15 protein-coding genes are annotated in these 14,674 nt (G+C 67.1%); 6 read left to right on the top strand and 9 right to left on the bottom strand.

What is annotated here, in order from left to right:
- Positions 1-2: 2 nt before the first annotated feature.
- From D620_RS0103630 to D620_RS0103595, 8 genes are all read right to left on the bottom strand, one after another.
- The gene (locus D620_RS0103630; RefSeq protein ID WP_017664430.1) at positions 3-1,229 is read right to left on the bottom strand and encodes an aminotransferase class V-fold PLP-dependent enzyme; all 1,227 of its coding nucleotides are present in this window, start codon (positions 1,227-1,229) and stop codon (positions 3-5) included.
- Complete coding sequence (locus D620_RS0103625) at positions 1,226-1,993, bottom strand: SufD family Fe-S cluster assembly protein (protein ID WP_017664429.1); 768 nt, start codon at positions 1,991-1,993, stop codon at positions 1,226-1,228. Before D620_RS0103625 ends, D620_RS0103630 begins: the two co-directional genes overlap by 4 nt.
- The gene (gene sufC / locus D620_RS0103620; protein ID WP_017664428.1) at positions 1,990-2,733 is read right to left on the bottom strand and encodes a Fe-S cluster assembly ATPase SufC; all 744 of its coding nucleotides are present in this window, start codon (positions 2,731-2,733) and stop codon (positions 1,990-1,992) included. The genes D620_RS0103625 and sufC overlap by 4 nt, the downstream gene beginning before the upstream one ends.
- Positions 2,733-3,290 (bottom strand): endonuclease domain-containing protein, encoded by a 558-nt coding sequence (locus D620_RS0103615; RefSeq protein WP_017664427.1) that lies wholly within the window; start codon positions 3,288-3,290, stop codon positions 2,733-2,735. Before D620_RS0103615 ends, sufC begins: the two co-directional genes overlap by 1 nt.
- Complete coding sequence (locus D620_RS16225; RefSeq protein ID WP_155799966.1) at positions 3,287-3,634, bottom strand: hypothetical protein; 348 nt, start codon at positions 3,632-3,634, stop codon at positions 3,287-3,289. Before D620_RS16225 ends, D620_RS0103615 begins: the two co-directional genes overlap by 4 nt.
- 133 nt (positions 3,635-3,767) lie before the next feature.
- Entirely contained in the window at positions 3,768-5,249 is a 1,482-nt protein-coding gene (gene sufB, locus D620_RS0103605) for a Fe-S cluster assembly protein SufB (protein ID WP_017664425.1), read from the bottom strand.
- Positions 5,246-5,695 (bottom strand): SUF system Fe-S cluster assembly regulator, encoded by a 450-nt coding sequence (locus D620_RS0103600; protein WP_017664424.1) that lies wholly within the window; start codon positions 5,693-5,695, stop codon positions 5,246-5,248. The genes sufB and D620_RS0103600 overlap by 4 nt, the downstream gene beginning before the upstream one ends.
- A gap of 83 nt (positions 5,696-5,778) precedes the next feature.
- Entirely contained in the window at positions 5,779-6,219 is a 441-nt protein-coding gene (locus D620_RS0103595) for a helix-turn-helix domain-containing protein (RefSeq protein WP_017664423.1), read from the bottom strand.
- An 86-nt stretch (positions 6,220-6,305) separates the two neighbouring features.
- On the opposite strand from D620_RS0103595, the gene D620_RS16220 reads away from it, so the two are divergent.
- The 5 genes from D620_RS16220 (at position 6,306) to D620_RS0103570 (ending at position 12,622) form a co-directional block, all read left to right on the top strand.
- A complete protein-coding gene (locus D620_RS16220; protein ID WP_017664422.1) occupies positions 6,306-6,467 on the top strand; it encodes a hypothetical protein in 162 nt (53 codons plus the stop codon).
- A gap of 524 nt (positions 6,468-6,991) precedes the next feature.
- Positions 6,992-8,026 (top strand): quinone-dependent dihydroorotate dehydrogenase, encoded by a 1,035-nt coding sequence (locus D620_RS0103585; RefSeq protein ID WP_017664421.1) that lies wholly within the window; start codon positions 6,992-6,994, stop codon positions 8,024-8,026.
- A gap of 11 nt (positions 8,027-8,037) precedes the next feature.
- Positions 8,038-9,762: a gamma-glutamyltransferase gene (gene ggt / locus D620_RS0103580; protein WP_017664420.1), complete on the top strand. Its 1,725-nt coding sequence runs from the start codon at positions 8,038-8,040 to the stop codon at positions 9,760-9,762.
- A 114-nt stretch (positions 9,763-9,876) separates the two neighbouring features.
- The gene (locus D620_RS0103575; protein ID WP_017664419.1) at positions 9,877-11,736 is read left to right on the top strand and encodes an AMP-dependent synthetase/ligase; all 1,860 of its coding nucleotides are present in this window, start codon (positions 9,877-9,879) and stop codon (positions 11,734-11,736) included.
- A 283-nt stretch (positions 11,737-12,019) separates the two neighbouring features.
- Positions 12,020-12,622 carry a hypothetical protein gene (locus tag D620_RS0103570; RefSeq protein ID WP_017664418.1) on the top strand — a complete coding sequence of 201 codons (603 nt, stop codon included), beginning with the start codon at positions 12,020-12,022 and terminating at the stop codon, positions 12,620-12,622.
- A 19-nt stretch (positions 12,623-12,641) separates the two neighbouring features.
- On the opposite strand, the gene D620_RS14600 is transcribed toward D620_RS0103570, so the two are convergent.
- On the bottom strand, positions 12,642-13,196 hold the full coding sequence (locus D620_RS14600; RefSeq protein ID WP_233991955.1) for a hypothetical protein: 555 nt from the start codon (positions 13,194-13,196) through the stop codon (positions 12,642-12,644).
- Positions 13,197-13,314: 118 nt separating this feature from the next.
- Between D620_RS14600 and D620_RS0103560 the strand changes: the two genes are divergently transcribed.
- Positions 13,315-14,613, top strand: a complete 1,299-nt coding sequence (locus D620_RS0103560) for an MFS transporter (protein WP_017664416.1) — start codon at positions 13,315-13,317, stop codon at positions 14,611-14,613.
- Positions 14,614-14,674: the final 61 nt, after the last annotated feature.

Here is a 14,674-nt window from a genome sequence, read left to right as displayed (position 1 = left end):
TCTCATCCTCTTCCAAAAATCTTGCGGGTGCGGGCGATCCCGGCGAGCAGAGCGTCGACATCGGCCTCGCTCGAATAGAGGCCGAAGCTGGCGCGCGCGGTGGCGGGAACGCCGAGATAGTCCATCAAGGGCTGGGCGCAGTGGTGCCCGGCGCGGATCGCGACATTGCTCTCGTCGAGGATCGTGCCGAGGTCGTGGGGGTGGATGTCGTCCAGCGCGAAGCTGACGATCCCGGCGCTGCCCTCGGGGCCGAACAGGCGCACGTCGTTCATCGCGCCCAGTTCCCGGCGGAGCCTCGCGACAAGGGCCTGTTCGTGCGCGTGGATGTTGGCGGGACCGATGGCGCTGACGTAATCGGCGGCGGCGGCGAAGGCGATCGCCTCGGTGATCGCGGGGGTGCCGGCCTCGAACCTTTGCGGCCCGCTGGCGTAGGTCGTCTTGGCGAAGGTCACCCGGTCGATCATCGCCCCGCCGCCCTGATAGGGGGGCATATCGGCGAGGATGTCCTTGCGCGCCCACAACGCCCCGATCCCGGTCGGCCCGTAGAGCTTGTGGGCGGAGAAGACGTAGAAATCGCAATCGAGCGCGGCTACATCGACGCCCATGTGCGGCGCCGACTGGCACCCGTCGAGCAGCAGCTTCGCGCCGACCTTGTGCGCCAGCGCGGCAGCCCGGGGCGCGTCGAGCACGCTGCCTGTGACGTTGGAGACATGGCCCAGCGCGACCAGCTTGTGCCGCTCGGTCAGCATCGCCTCGGCGGCACCCAAGTCGATCCGGTGATCGTCGGTCAGCGGGCAGACGTCGATGATCGCGCCGACCTCTTGCGCAACCATCTGCCACGGCACGATGTTCGAATGGTGCTCGGCCTGCGACAGCAGGATGCGGTCCCCGGCCTTGACGTTGGCCCGGCCCCACGTCTGCGCGACGAGGTTGATCGCTTCGGTCGCGCCGCGAGTGAAGACCAGCTCGTCCTCATGCCCGCCGATAAACCTGGCGACCGTGCGCCGTGCTGCCTCGTAGGCGAGCGTCATCTCGGCCGAGCGGGTGTAGACTCCGCGGTGAACGGTCGCGTAATCCTCGCCCAAGGCGCGCGCCATGGCGTCGATCACGGCGCGCGGCTTCTGCGCGGTCGCGGCGGTGTCGAGATAGTGCCAGGGTGTGCCGTCACGGGTGACCATGCCGGGAAAGTCGGCGCTGAAGTCGCGGGTGATGGTGGCGGGCGCGTTCACAGCTTGGCCCCCTCCAGCGCGGCGAGCGCTGCATCGAGCAGCGTCGCGCGGCTCTCTTCGTCGTCCAGCGCCACAAAGGCGTCGCCGATGAAGGCCTGCACCAGCAGCCGCTGCGCCGTGGCCGGATCGAGCCCGCGCGCCATCATGTAGAAGCGCGCGGCTTCGTCGAGCGCGCCGACCGTGGCGCCGTGGGCGCATTTGACGTCATCGGCGAAGATTTCGAGCTGCGGGACGGCGTTGGCGCTCGCCCCGGCTTCGAGCAGCAGGCCCTTGAAGTCCTGCGCGGCGTCGGTCTTCTGCGCATGGCGCGCGACCTTGATCTCGCCGAGGAAATTGCCCGTCGCGCCCGCCCAGTGGACCGCGCGGACGGTCTGGTTGGAGGTCGCCTCGGGTTCGGCATGGACAACCTGCGTCACGAATTCGCGGGTGACGCCCCCCTGCTTATTGGCCCCCCCAATCGTGACCCCGCCGAATTCGAAATGCGCACCCCGGGCGAGCCGCACTTCCACCTCGACCCGGGTGTAATCGCTCCCTGCATTGGTGACGAAGAACGCCGCCCTCGCGCCCTCGCCCAGCTGGACGCGGAAGCGGTGGAGTTCGGGCGCGTCGGAGCCGGCCACCAGGCAGCGCGTCAGGCTTTCGCCCGCAGGAACGTCAATCGCCTGCCACTGGCCAAGCGCCCCCGCGCCGAGCCGCGCCAGCCCATCCATGTCGGCATAGCGCCATGCCTCGTCGCGGCGGGTCGGGAGGGTCGCTACCGTCACGCCATCACCGCGTCATAGCCCTCGGCCTCGAGCCTCAGGGCAAGCTCCGGCCCGCCGGTCTCGACGATGCGGCCGCCGGCGAGGATGCTGACCTTGTCGGGCTTCACGACGTCGAGCAGGCGCTGGTAGTGGGTGATCAGCAGCACCGCCTTGCCGGGGCTGCGCATGATCGCGTTGATCCCCGCGCCGACGATCCTGAGCGCGTCGATATCGAGGCCGCTATCGGTCTCGTCCAGCACCGCGAGGTGGGGCCCGAGAATCCCCATCTGCACCATCTCGGCGCGCTTCTTCTCGCCGCCCGAGAAGCCGACATTGACCTGCCGTTTCAGCATTTCCATGTCCATCCTGAGCAGCCCGGCCTTCTCCTTGGCGAGCTTGAGGAACTCGCCGCCCGAGAGCGGTTCTTCCCCGCGCGCCTTGCGCTGGGAATTCAATGCCTCGCGCAGGAACTGGACGTTGGAGACGCCGGGGATCTCGACCGGATACTGGAAGCCGAGGAACAGGCCTTTCGCGGCGCGCTCGTGCGGTTCCAGCGCCAGCAGATCCTCGCCGCGGAAGGTCACGCTGCCCGCCGTCACCTCGTAACCGGGCTTGCCGCCGAGCACATTGGTGAGCGTCGATTTGCCCGCGCCGTTGGGGCCCATGATCGCATGCACCTCGCCCGCGGGGACTTCGAGCGTGAGGCCCTTGAGGATCGGCTTGTCGCCGACGGAGGCGTGGAGGTTGGTGATTTCGAGCATCAATACTTCCTTGGAGGGCGCTTCGCATCACCCTGCGGCTTGTCGCCGGACTTGGGCCGCGAATAGGTCTGCTTGGGGTTGGCCGCCTTGTGTGCGCGGGCGGCCTCTTTCTTCTCGGCAATGCGGTCGCGCATCACCTGGGTGAGCTGCTTCAGCACCGCGTCGATGTCGGTGAGGATGTCGGCGGCGGCGATCCGCATCACCTGAATGCCGACGCTCTCGAGGCTCTTGTCGCGGCGTGTGGCTAGGCGCACGTTCTGCCCCTCCTCGTCAATCGCCAGCGCGAGGCCGAGGTTGTGGCAGTTGAAATCGACGATCGCCGAGCCGACCACCGCGTGGCGCTTGAAGGTGTAGCGGCCCATGTCGGCGGCGACGAACTTGGCGGCGAGCGCCTTGTGCGCCTCGGACGAATGGCGGCGCAATTCGCGCGCCTGCTCGTGCAGCGCATCGAGCCGCTTGTCCGAAATCTCCCACCCGCGGCCCTTCTTCTTGAGCGCGGGGGCTTCGGCGGAGGCGGCAGCCTCTGGGTTGAGGGCGAGGGTTTTGCGGGTGGTCATTCGAATTCCTCGCCTCTAAGCGCACGGCAGGTGAGTTTCATCTCTCCGACAAGAAGCGCGACAGCATCCTTCCCGCCTTCGACATTTTTCTGCTGCAATTCCAGAAACCGGAGGAGGAAGTCACGATCCTCTTTGAATTCTCGGAGGCGATAAGTCGCTGCTAAGCGACAAAAAATGCCAGTGTTTGGATTGTCGAAGCGGTCTAGTAGCGCAAAAAACTCGTCGCGCTGCCGCTGTTTGGCCTCATAATATTGTCGGATTACAAGGGCCACAGCACTACCGGCTAATGCAATCAGAGGGGCTGCAAACCCAAGAAGGGCGAGCCAAGTTGGAATGTTATTCACCCCACGCTCCCCTCAACCAAACCAACTTCGTCATCCCGGCGAAGGCCGGGACCCAGTGGCGCTGGGCGCTGCACTTTGCCGCTCTGGGCCCCGGCCTGCGCCGGGGTGACGGAAAAGGTGAGGGCGGCGCGGATCACCCCACGCTCCCCTCAAGCGAAATCGCCAGCAGCTTCTGCGCCTCCACGGCAAACTCCATCGGCAGCTCTTTCAGCACTTGCCTAGCAAAGCCGTTGACGATCAGCGCCACGGCTTCCTCCTCGCCGAGGCCGCGTTGCATTGCGTAGAACAGCTGTTCGTCGCTGATCTTGCTCGTGGTCGCCTCGTGCTCGATCTGCGCGCTGGGGTTCTTCACCTCGATATAGGGCACGGTGTGCGCCCCGCATTGATCGCCGAGCAAGAGGCTGTCGCACTGGGTGAAGTTTCGCACGCCGCTCGCCGTCGGGCCGACCCTCACAAGCCCGCGATAGGTGTTGTTCGACTTGCCCGCCGAAATCCCCTTGGAGATGATCGTCGAGCGGCTGCCACGCCCGTTGTGGATCATCTTGGTGCCGGTGTCGGCCTGCTGGTAATTGTTCGTGACCGCGACCGAGTAGAACTCGCCCACGCTATCCTCGCCGTTGAGGACGCAGGAGGGATATTTCCACGTCACCGCCGAGCCGGTTTCGACCTGCGTCCAGCTGACCTTGCTCCGGTCACCCTGGCACAGCGCGCGCTTGGTGACGAAGTTGTAGATCCCGCCCACGCCCTCGGCATTGCCGGGATACCAGTTCTGCACGGTGGAATACTTGATCTCGGCATCGTCGAGCGCGACCAGTTCCACCACCGCGGCGTGGAGCTGGTTTTCATCCCGCATCGGCGCGGTGCAGCCTTCGAGATAGCTGACGTATGCGCCCTTGTCGGCGATGATCAGGGTGCGTTCGAACTGGCCGGTGTTCTCGGCATTGATGCGGAAATAGGTGCTCAATTCCATCGGGCAGCGCACGCCTTCGGGCACGTAGACGAAGGTGCCGTCGGAGAAGACCGCGCAATTGAGGGCCGCAAAGTAGTTGTCGCGCACCGGCACGACGCGGCCCAGCCACTGCTTCACCAGATCGGGATATTCGCGGATCGCCTCGGAGATCGAGAGGAAGATTACCCCTGCGCGCAGCAATTCCTCGCGGAAGCTTGTGGCGACGCTGACGCTGTCGAACACCGCGTCAACCGCGACCTTCTTCGCGCCCTTCACCCCGGCGAGCACTTCCTGCTCGCCCAGCGGGATGCCGAGCTTGTCGTAGACGCGCTTGATCTCGGGATCGAGCTCGTCGAGGCTGCCCAGCTCGATCTTCTTCTTGGGCGCGGCGTAGTAATAGGCGTCCTGGTAGTCGATCGGCGGATAGCCGAGCTTGGCCCAGTCGGGCTCCTCCATGGTCTGCCACAGGCGGAAGGCCTTGAGGCGCCAGTCGAGCATCCACTCAGGCTCGTTCTTCTTGGCGCTGATGAAGCGGACGGTGTCTTCGCTCAGGCCCTTGGGCGCGAATTCGGTGTCGATGTCGGCCGACCAGCCATGCTCGTAATCGGCGACCTTGGCGGCAGCTTCGCGCGCGTCACGGTCCTGGATTTCGATGTCTTCGCTCATGCCGGAAGGTCCTCAGGGGTCGCCGCGCCCATGACGGGGGATGGGGCGACAGGGCCGCGCAGCTGGGCCAGCGTGATGCCCGCCAGCGCCCCGCGCAGCGCGTTGTTGATGATCGGCCAATGCGGCTTCATGTTGCACCCGGCTTCGTAATCGCAAGGGGCATGGTCGATGCAGGCGGTGAGCGCGATGCGGCCCTCGATCGCCTCGACGATGTCCGCCACCGTGATCGCCGCCGCCGGACGCCCGAGCTGCAACCCGCCATGCGCGCCGCGCACACTCCGCAGCAGCCCTGCCGCGGTCAGCTTCGAGACCAGCTTCTGCACAGTCGGCACCGGCAGGCCGGTCTCGGTCGCGAGTTCAGCCGCGCTCACCCGCCCGTTGCCGCAATGGAGCGCGGCCTGGCACATCGTGATGACGGCATAATCGGCAAGGTTCGACAGGCGCATTTGCGAGCGGTTCTCAATTCGGACGGTATCAGTCCGAATTGGCAATTAGGAGCAGATTGCTCGCATTACAAGCCGCCAATCGGTCAGTCCGCCGCATCGCGCAGCAGCGATCCCGCCTCGCCATGCGCGGCCGGATCGAGCAGCGCGCGCTCGATCGATTGCCGGCGCAGCTGGGTGGGCGTGCGGCCGGTGTAGCGGCGGATGTCGCGGATAAGGTGCGCCTGATCGAAGAAGGCCGCCATCATCTGGTCGTGAAGCTCCTCGCCCATCGCCGGATTGGCGAGCAGCATCGCCGCGCGCAGCGCCCGGAAGCGCTTGAGGATCTGCGCGGGCGGCACCCCGAAGAACCGCCGCGCGATGCGCTGCGCCTGGCGCGGCGACATGCCGAGCCCGCCATAAAGCTCGTCGAGCGTCGGATCGAAGCCGCTCACCAGCCAGGCCAGGATCGCCTCGACCACGGCGACATGATCCGCGCGCAGCGGATGGCGCCCCGCCGCCGCCGCCGCGCCGAGCGTCGCGCACAACGCCTCGGGCGCGATCTCGCCCGCGCGGCAGGCGGTCGTGGACCTGATCTGCGGGGAGGTTCGCGAGCCGCTGCCAGGCGAGGTGGGTGAGCGATGCGCCGACCACCGTCAGCGGCCCTTCAAGCGCGCAGGCCGCGCTGCGCATCTGCGGCGCGTTGAGGGTCACGGTGGAGGAATGCGCGCGGGTGCCATCGGCAAAGCTGATCGCAAGCCGGCCGCGCACCACCACCACAAGCTGGGCCGAATAGGCCGGGATCGCTTCCTCGATCAGCGGTTCGTCGGTCTCGATCGTGTAGAAGCTGTGCACATGCTCCGCCGCGGCGGCGGGCGGAGCGATAATTTTTGTCCGGAACGTCACCCAAGCACCCCCCCGGATCCCCGGGGCCCCCCTTGTTTTGGTTTGGTGCGACCCCGGAGCCGGCAGGCCCCGCAAGTTCTTCATGCGCGGGCTGCGGCCGCTTGTCGAGTCGCTGCTTGGGGCGCGATGGGTGCGGGCCGGGGAAGGCTGCGCCAGCCTCGGGCTAATTGTCTGATAAAAAAGGGCGGCCGTCCCGATCGGGAAGGCCGCCCATTGAGTTGAGGAACTCTTCGCATCGCTGCTCCGAGCCCTTCGGGTCGCAGGGGTCAGATAAACAGCGATCGGCTGCGGGGATTGTATGCAAGCGACAGGGCGCCCCTTGGAAGCGCCGGAGGGCTTGTATGTCTGCGTCAATCAGCATCACGCAGCGCGCAGGCTCGACAGGCGCGGTGCCCTCGCATAGGCGCTTGGCTCATGCTGTTCCGCCTGATCCGCCCCGCCGTCTTCGCGCTCGATTCCGAGACCGGTCACCGCCTTGCCCTGCGCGCGCTGGCGGCGCTGCCGGCGCGCGCGCCCGCGCCCGCCGGTCCCCTGAGGGTCGAGGTGGCGGGGCTTGTCTTTCCCAATCCGGTCGGGGTCGCAGCGGGCTTCGACAAGGATGCCGAGGTCCCCGATGCGCTGCTCGGATTGGGCTTCGGCTTCACCGAGGTCGGCTCGATCACGCCGCTCCCGCAGGCGGGCAATCCGAAGCCGCGCCTGTTCCGGCTGGTCGAGGACAGGGCTGTCATCAACCGCATGGGGTTCAACAATGGCGGGGGCGCAGCGGCGCTGGCGCGATTGCAGGCGCGCGCCGGGCGGGCGGGGATCGTCGGGGTCAATATCGGGGCGAACAAGGACTCCGCCGACCGGATCGCCGACTATGCGGTGATGGCGCGGATGATGGCCGCGCACGCCAGCTACCTGTGCGTCAATATCTCCAGCCCCAACACCCCGGGTCTGCGCGCGCTCCAGGACGAGAGCGCGCTTACCGGGCTCATCGATGCGGTGGTCGCCGCGCGCGCCGAGGCGGGCAGTGCGGCGCCGATCTTCCTCAAGGTCGCCCCCGACCTCGAGCCTGCCGATATCGACGCCATCGCCCGCATCGCCATCGACAAGCGGCTGGGGGCGCTGGTGGTCTCGAACACCACGATTGCGCGCCCCGCCTTGCGTTCGCATCACGCGGGCGAGACGGGCGGGCTTTCGGGCGCGCCCTTGCGGATGCTGGCCACCCAGCGCCTGCGCGATTTCCGCAAGGCGACCGGCGGCGCGGTTCCGCTGGTCGGCGTGGGCGGCATCGCCACGGCCGAACATGCCTGGGAACGCATCCGCGCGGGCGCCAGCCTGGTGCAGCTCTATTCGGCGATGGTCTACGAAGGCCCCGGCCTCGGGGCGCGGATCGCGCGCGGGCTGGAAGGCCTGATGCGGCGCGACGGGTTCACCAGCATTGCCGAAGCGGTGGGAAGCGAATAGCACCCGTGCCGATGCGCTTTTTCCCCGCCCTGATCGCCCCGCTCGCTCTCGTCCTGTCGGGCTGCGCCACCTCCGAGACCATCCCTCTCGAAGGTGTGGAGAACATCCGCTTCAACAGCGGCGGCGCGGTCAGCAGTGCCGATCCGCGCGCGAGCGCGGCGGGCGCGGCGATCCTCGCCAAGGGCGGCTCGGCGACCGACGCGGCGATCGCGGTGATGCTGGCGCTGACCGTGGTCGAGCCGCAAAGCTCCGGCATCGGCGGCGGCGGGTTCATGGTGCGCAGCGACGGCGAGAGCGGCGCGCTCACCACCTACGATGGCCGCGAGACTGCGCCTGCCGCCGCCACGCCGACGCGCTTCCTCGATCCGAGCGGCAAGGTGCTGGGCCGCGACACCCGCGTCTTCTCGGGCCTCAGCGTCGGGGTGCCGGGCAATCTCGCGCTCGCCGCCAAGGCCCACGCGGCCCACGGCAAGCTCGCCTGGGCCGATCTGTTCGCGCCAGCCATTGCGCTCGCCGAGGATGGCTTCGTGATGAACCGGCGGCTGTTCGAATCGCTCAAGGGCAACAAGGGCCGCGCCGACAAGTCCGATGCCGCACGCGCGGTGTTTTTCGGCGCCGATGGCGAGCCGCTGCCGGTCGGCGCCACGGTGCGCGTGCCCGAACTCGCCGCGACCTTCCGCAAGCTCGCCGCCGGGGGGGTGCAAGCCTTTTACGGCCCCGCCCCCGCCGCTGCGCTTGCCAGCCATGTTGCCGCCGCCACTCCGCAGGACGGCCGGATGACCGCCGCCGACATCACCGGCTACACGGCGAAGGAGCGCGCCGCGGTGTGCACGGGCTACCGCATCTACCGCATCTGCGGCATGGGCCCGCCGTCCTCGGGCGGGATCGCGGTGGCGCAGATGCTCGGCCAGCTCGAACGTTTCGATCTCGCCGCATCGGGCCCCGACAGCCCGGTGTTCTGGCACCTGTTCATCGAAAGCCAGCGCCTCGCCTATGCCGACCGCGAGCTCTATGCGGGCGATGCTGATTTCGTCGCGGTGCCGGTCAAGGGCCTCGTCGATCCCGCCTACCTTGCGGCGCGCTCGGCGCTGATCGATCCGGCGACGACCATCGCCAGGCCCGAGCCCGGCGTGCCCCCCGGCGCGCCGCGCGCGCGCGGGGACGGGCCGGAGGAGCCCGAGCACGGCACCACCCACTTCGCGGTGGTCGACGCCGAGGGCGATGCCGTCAGCTACACCTCGACCATCGAGGGCGCGTTCGGGTCGGGGCTGCACTTCGGCGGCTTCTACCTCAACAACGAACTCACCGACTTCACGCTGACCCCCGAGGACGGCGGCAAGCCGGTCGCCAACCGGGTCGAGGGCGGCAAGCGCCCGCGCTCGTCGATGGCGCCGACCATCGTCTACGACGCGCGCGGCAAGGTGGTGCTGGTGATCGGCGCGGCCGGTGGGCCGACGATCCCCGTCACCGTTGCGCGCGGGATCATCGGCGTGCTCGATTTCGGGCTCGGCGCGCAGGATGCGCTCGCCCTGCCCTTCGCCATGTCGGTCGGCGACATGCTGCTGATCGAGGAGGGCACGCCGCTGGTGGCGATGCAACCCGAACTCGAGCGGCTCGGCCACAAGGGCATCCGCGCCGGGACTGCGCCGATCAAGGCCAATGCGCTGGGCCTTGGCCCCGACGGCACCTGGCAGGTGGCGACCGAGCCGCGCCTGGTCAGCCTCGTCACGCCCTGACACGCCTGCCGCGAGGTGCTTGCCGCTACGGCCCACAGCTTCTAACGAGAAGGGGCACGGGGTTGCACCTGAACCCCGGACGAGAACTTCCGAAGGGATCAGGAGCCTTTGCCAGTGCATTCTCCCACCGTTCCGCACGCCGCCCGCGCGGTTGCCAACCCTGCCGACCCGCAGGTCTTGCAGGACATCGACACCGCGCAGAACCTCGTGGAGCTGTTCCTCAAGCGCGCCGACGCAAAGGGCGATGCACCGTTCCTCGGCCACAAGACCGGCGGGCAGTGGGTGACGCAGACCTGGCGTTCGGCGGCGGAGCAGGTGTGCCTCATGGCCGAGGCGCTGCGCGGCATGGGCCTCGATGACGGCGACCGCGTCGCGCTCGTGTCCGAGAACCGGCCCGAATGGTGCATCGCCGACCTTGCGATCATGGCGGCAGGCTGCATCACCGTACCCACCTACACCACCAACACCCGCCGCGATCACGCCCACATCCTCGACAATTCGGGCGCGCGCGCGGTGTTCGTCTCGACCGAGAAGCTGCTCGCCCCGGTGGTGGGCGCGATCGGCCAGACCGGCCTGGTCGAGCATGTCATCGGTATCGAGAACCTCAAGCGCCAACAATCGGGCAGCTTCGAATATCACGACTGGGCGAGCCTCGTCACCGGCGATGCCGCGCCTGCGCGCGCTGCGGTCGACGCGCGCATCGCCCGGATCGCGCGCGAGGACACCGCCTGCCTCATCTACACCAGCGGCACCGGCGGCGCGCCCCGGGGCGTGATGCAGCACCACGGATCGATCCTGTGCAACGTCGCGGGCGCGGCCGAAATCCTCATTTCCGATTTCGGGATCAAGGACGAACGCTTCCTCTCGTTCCTGCCGCTGTCCCACGCCTACGAGCACACCGGCGGGCAATATCTTCCCATCGGGGTGGGCGCGGAGATCTTCTATTCCGAAGGCCTCGAAAAGCTCGCCAGCAATATCGAGGAGACGCGGCCCACCATCATGGTCGTCGTCCCGCGCCTGTTCGAGGTGCTGCGCACGCGGATCATGAAGCAGGTCGAAAAGCAGGGCAAGGTCGCCAATTTCATGATGGACAATGCCCTCAAGATCGCCGGCAACGCGCGTGACGGCAAGAAGCGCCTGCGCGACCGGCCGATCGACTTCCTTGTCGAGAAGACCTTGAGGCCCAAGATCCGCCAGAAATTCGGCGGGCGGATCAAGGCGATGGTTTCGGGCGGCGCGCCGCTCAATCCGGAAGTCGGCAATTTCTTCGAGGCCATGGGCCTCACCATGCTGCAAGGCTACGGCCAGACCGAGGCCGGACCGGTGATCAGCTGCAACCGGCCCAGGGTCGGCCTCAGGATGGACACCGTCGGCCCGCCGATGCGCGGGGTCGAGGTGCGGATCGCCGAGGATGGCGAGATCCTGGTGCGCGGCGAGCTGGTCATGCACGGCTACTGGCGCAACGATGCCGAAACCGCGCGCACCCTCAAGGACGGCTGGCTCCACACCGGCGATATCGGCCACTTGGACCACAAGGGCCGGATCAAGATCACCGACCGCAAGAAGGACATGATCGTCAACGACAAGGGCGACAACATCGCCCCGCAGAAGGTCGAGGGGATGCTGACGCTCCAGCCCGAGATCGCCCAGGCGATGGTGAGCGGCGACAAGCGGCCCTATGTCGTCGGCCTGATCGTGCCCGATGCCGAATGGGCGCTGGAATGGGCGCGCGAGAACGGCGAGAAGTTCGATCTCAAGGCCTTGCAGGAGCTGCCCGCCTTCAAGAACGCGGTGCGCGCCGGCATCGACCGGACCAATGCCGACCTCTCGGTGATCGAGAAGGTCCGCCAGTTCGCCTTTGCCGATGAAGCCTTCACCATCGAGAACGAGGAGATGACCCCCTCGATGAAGATCCGCCGCCACAAGATCCGCGAACGCTATCAGGAACGGATCGACGCGCTCTACCGGAGCTGATCGCCGCCACGGGGCGCGGGCAAAGTTCACGAAGTTCACATTGCAAAATGTGCAATCCTACAGGATTTCGCGCGTTCTTTCATCGGGTTGCGGGGCAAAACCGAAGTTCACACGATTTTCCGCTGCATCGGCAGCCGGGCGGGCACCGCGCCTTTGCGTCATTCGCGCAATTGCCAGGTCCACGCGGGGGGGTCACGAAGTGAAAGAGCTGCCCGTCCTGTAGCCGTTTTGCGCGGTGTAGGAAAATCGCGGGTGGCGGGTTTGGCGAGGAAGGAGCGGGGCGATGCGGCTGAGGGCAGTGATGGCGGCGGCGGCAGCGCTGCTCGGGGCAGCAGCAGGGCCTCCGGCCGCGCAGGCGCAGGCCCCTGCGGCAACCCCCGCCCCCGCCCCGTGGATCGCCCCCGATTTCGCCGTGCCGCTGACCGCCGGGGGGCCGGGCTTCCGGCTCGTCCCGCTCGGCCCCGGGCTCACCGAGATCGATTACCGCGCCTATATGAGCTCGATCGCGCATCTCCAGAAGACCTTCACCCGCTCGCCCGACTGGCCCCATGCGGGGCTGACGATGAAGGACGCGGTGCTCGACATGGAGACCGAGGCGGGCCGGTTCGCCGCCCGCACGTCCTTCGCCTACGCGGTCCTCACCCCCGACGGCACCCGCGAGCGGGCTTGCGTCTATGTCTACCCGAGCAGGGTCCCCGGGTACGACGCGCAGGTGGTGCTGTGGGTCACTGCCGCCGAATACGAGGCGGGCTTCGACGCCGAGCTTTACGCGTGGGTGCAAAAATGGCTCGCCCGCGACTGGCCCTTCCGAAGCGTCGCCTATCCGGGGCGCGCCATACCGTGGGAGCAATGGGACGCGATGGTGGCGGCGGGGAAGGGGGGCTGAGCGGCCTATCGCTCCTCCCTTATCCCGGTCTTGCTTCCGAACAATGCAGTTGGTGAGCCGGTTCTGGCGTGTTCGTGAAATCACTCCAGTTCAGACGCAAGAGCTTTCTCGATCCTTTTGGCAAGTCCTTCCGCTTGATCAACTTGCTCGAAATTTCGAAATTCTCATTGATCTTCACGATCAAGACCGCACTAAAGTTCCGATCCATGTTCAAGGTGATGACATCATTACTTTTGAATGGCGTGATCGTTTTGATTTCTACAAATGCATTGCCGATCTTGCCGTCGGATCCTTGGGCATAGTTGCGGTGGAGCTTCACTCCGTGAACGATTGCGCCATAGAGTTCGCCTAGATCGCCATAGACCTGCAAATGGCGGCCCGTCAGATGGAAATAATCTTGCGCGGTTTCGATCAGTCTTTGGAAAATCGGGACGAGTTCTACATCGAGAGACGGAAAAGCGGCTTCAAACTCCAATCGATCAAGATGGGAATTGATTTCTGTCCACGTGATCCACTCTCCATCGTCATAGATCGCGTTGTCGTCGTTCCACATTTCCGCCTCTGGTGCTGCCACGAGCAACGGCTAGGGCCAAGCCCTTAAGTTTTTGTCACGTCCCCGCGCCGCCCCTCGCCCACCCGCTTCATTGCGCCCCACGTTGGCATGAGTTAGTCTCGCTCTCGGGGGGCAGGCGATGGTGGCAGCGGACGACGAACAGGAGGCCATCGGCGCTTCGGCGATGAACAAGGCGATGTGGCGGATCATTCCGCTGATCCTCGTCGCCTACCTCTTTGCCTATCTTGACCGGGTCAATGTCAGCTTCGCGGCGACCGACATGAACGCCGATCTCGGCTTCAGCGCGACCGTCTATGGTCTTGGCGGAGGGCTGTTCTTCCTCGGCTATGCGCTGTTCGAGATTCCCTCGAACCTGCTGCTCACCCGGTTCGGGGCGCGCCAGTGGATCGCGCGGATCATGGTCACCTGGGGGCTGCTTTCGGCGGGCATGATGTTCGTCGAGAGCGCGGCGAGCTTCTACATCCTGCGCTTCCTGCTGGGTGTCGCCGAGGCGGGGTTTTACCCCGGCGTCATCTATTATTTCTCGGGCTGGTTCCCGCCCTGCCACCGCAGCCGCGCGGTGAGCCGCTTCTATATCGCGGTGCCGCTCGCCTCGCTGGTGATGGGGGCGGTTTCGGGCTGGCTCTTGTCGTTCGACGGGACGGCGGGGCTGGCGGGCTGGCAATGGCTGTTCCTTGCGCAAGGCCTGCCGACGGTGCTGGTCGGCCTCGCCGTGCTCGCATGGCTGCCCGACCGGCCCGCAAGCGTCACCTGGCTGACCCCGGCAGAACAGGACTGGATCGCCGAAGAACTGGCGCGCGAGCAGCGTCTGCGGGGCGAGCCGCCGGGCCACAACGTCCTTGCCGCGCTCGGCAATCCGCGGGTGCTGCTCAATGGCGGGCTCAGTTTCCTGCTGATCGGCGCGAACATCACCTTCACGCTTTCAGCGCCGATGATCCTCGCTTCGGGCGGCGGGCTGGGGCAGGAGGCGGTCGGCTGGACGGTCGCTGCCGGCGGGATTCTTGGCACCCTCGCGATGCTGTGGCTCGGCCACGAAGCCGACCGCCGGAGCGACCGGTTCATCTATGCCTTCTGGTGCACGGTCGTGATCGCTGCGGCCTATCTGGTGATCGCCGCCGGCGGGCCGGGCGAGATGATCGTCGCCGCCTATATCGCCTTCGCCATCGTCGGCGCGAGCGTGCAGATGCTGCTGTCCTCGGCCTGGCCCGAGGTGATGACCCGGGCCGAACTGGCGGTGGGCGCGGCGGCGATCAACACCATCGCGCAGATCGGCGCTTTCGTCACCCCCTTTGCCTGGGGCGCGCTGAGAGACGGGACGGGGAGCTTTGCGAGCGGGCTCTATGTCATCGCCGCGATGGCGGCGGGCGCCGCGGCGCTGATCTGGCTGCTGCGCGTGCAGGTGCGCTCCCGCGCCTGAGCGCGCCCGTCAACACGGCGGCGCCACCTTCGCGCGGTGCCCGCGCCGCTTCCGGCCGGGA

It is taken from the genome of Porphyrobacter sp. AAP82, from assembly GCF_000331285.1.
Classification (GTDB): domain Bacteria; phylum Pseudomonadota; class Alphaproteobacteria; order Sphingomonadales; family Sphingomonadaceae; genus Erythrobacter.
The sequence above is the reverse complement of the archived record's forward strand: the minus strand, read 5'-3'. Positions and strand labels throughout refer to the sequence as shown.

Bases quoted from the DNA above. Each gene is read 5' to 3' on its own strand.
- sufB (WP_017664425.1), bottom strand. From the start codon at position 5,249: ATGAGCGAAGACATCGAAATCCAGGACCGTGACGCGCGCGAAGCTGCC.
- D620_RS0103585 (WP_017664421.1), top strand. From the start codon at position 6,992: ATGCTGTTCCGCCTGATCCGCCCCGCCGTCTTCGCGCTCGATTCCGAG.
- D620_RS0103570 (WP_017664418.1), top strand. From the start codon at position 12,020: ATGCGGCTGAGGGCAGTGATGGCGGCGGCGGCAGCGCTGCTCGGGGCA.
- D620_RS0103560 (WP_017664416.1), top strand. From the start codon at position 13,315: ATGGTGGCAGCGGACGACGAACAGGAGGCCATCGGCGCTTCGGCGATG.
- D620_RS0103600 (WP_017664424.1), bottom strand. From the start codon at position 5,695: ATGCGCCTGTCGAACCTTGCCGATTATGCCGTCATCACGATGTGCCAG.
- D620_RS0103615 (WP_017664427.1), bottom strand. From the start codon at position 3,290: ATGACCACCCGCAAAACCCTCGCCCTCAACCCAGAGGCTGCCGCCTCC.
- sufC (WP_017664428.1), bottom strand. From the start codon at position 2,733: ATGCTCGAAATCACCAACCTCCACGCCTCCGTCGGCGACAAGCCGATC.
- ggt (WP_017664420.1), top strand. From the start codon at position 8,038: ATGCGCTTTTTCCCCGCCCTGATCGCCCCGCTCGCTCTCGTCCTGTCG.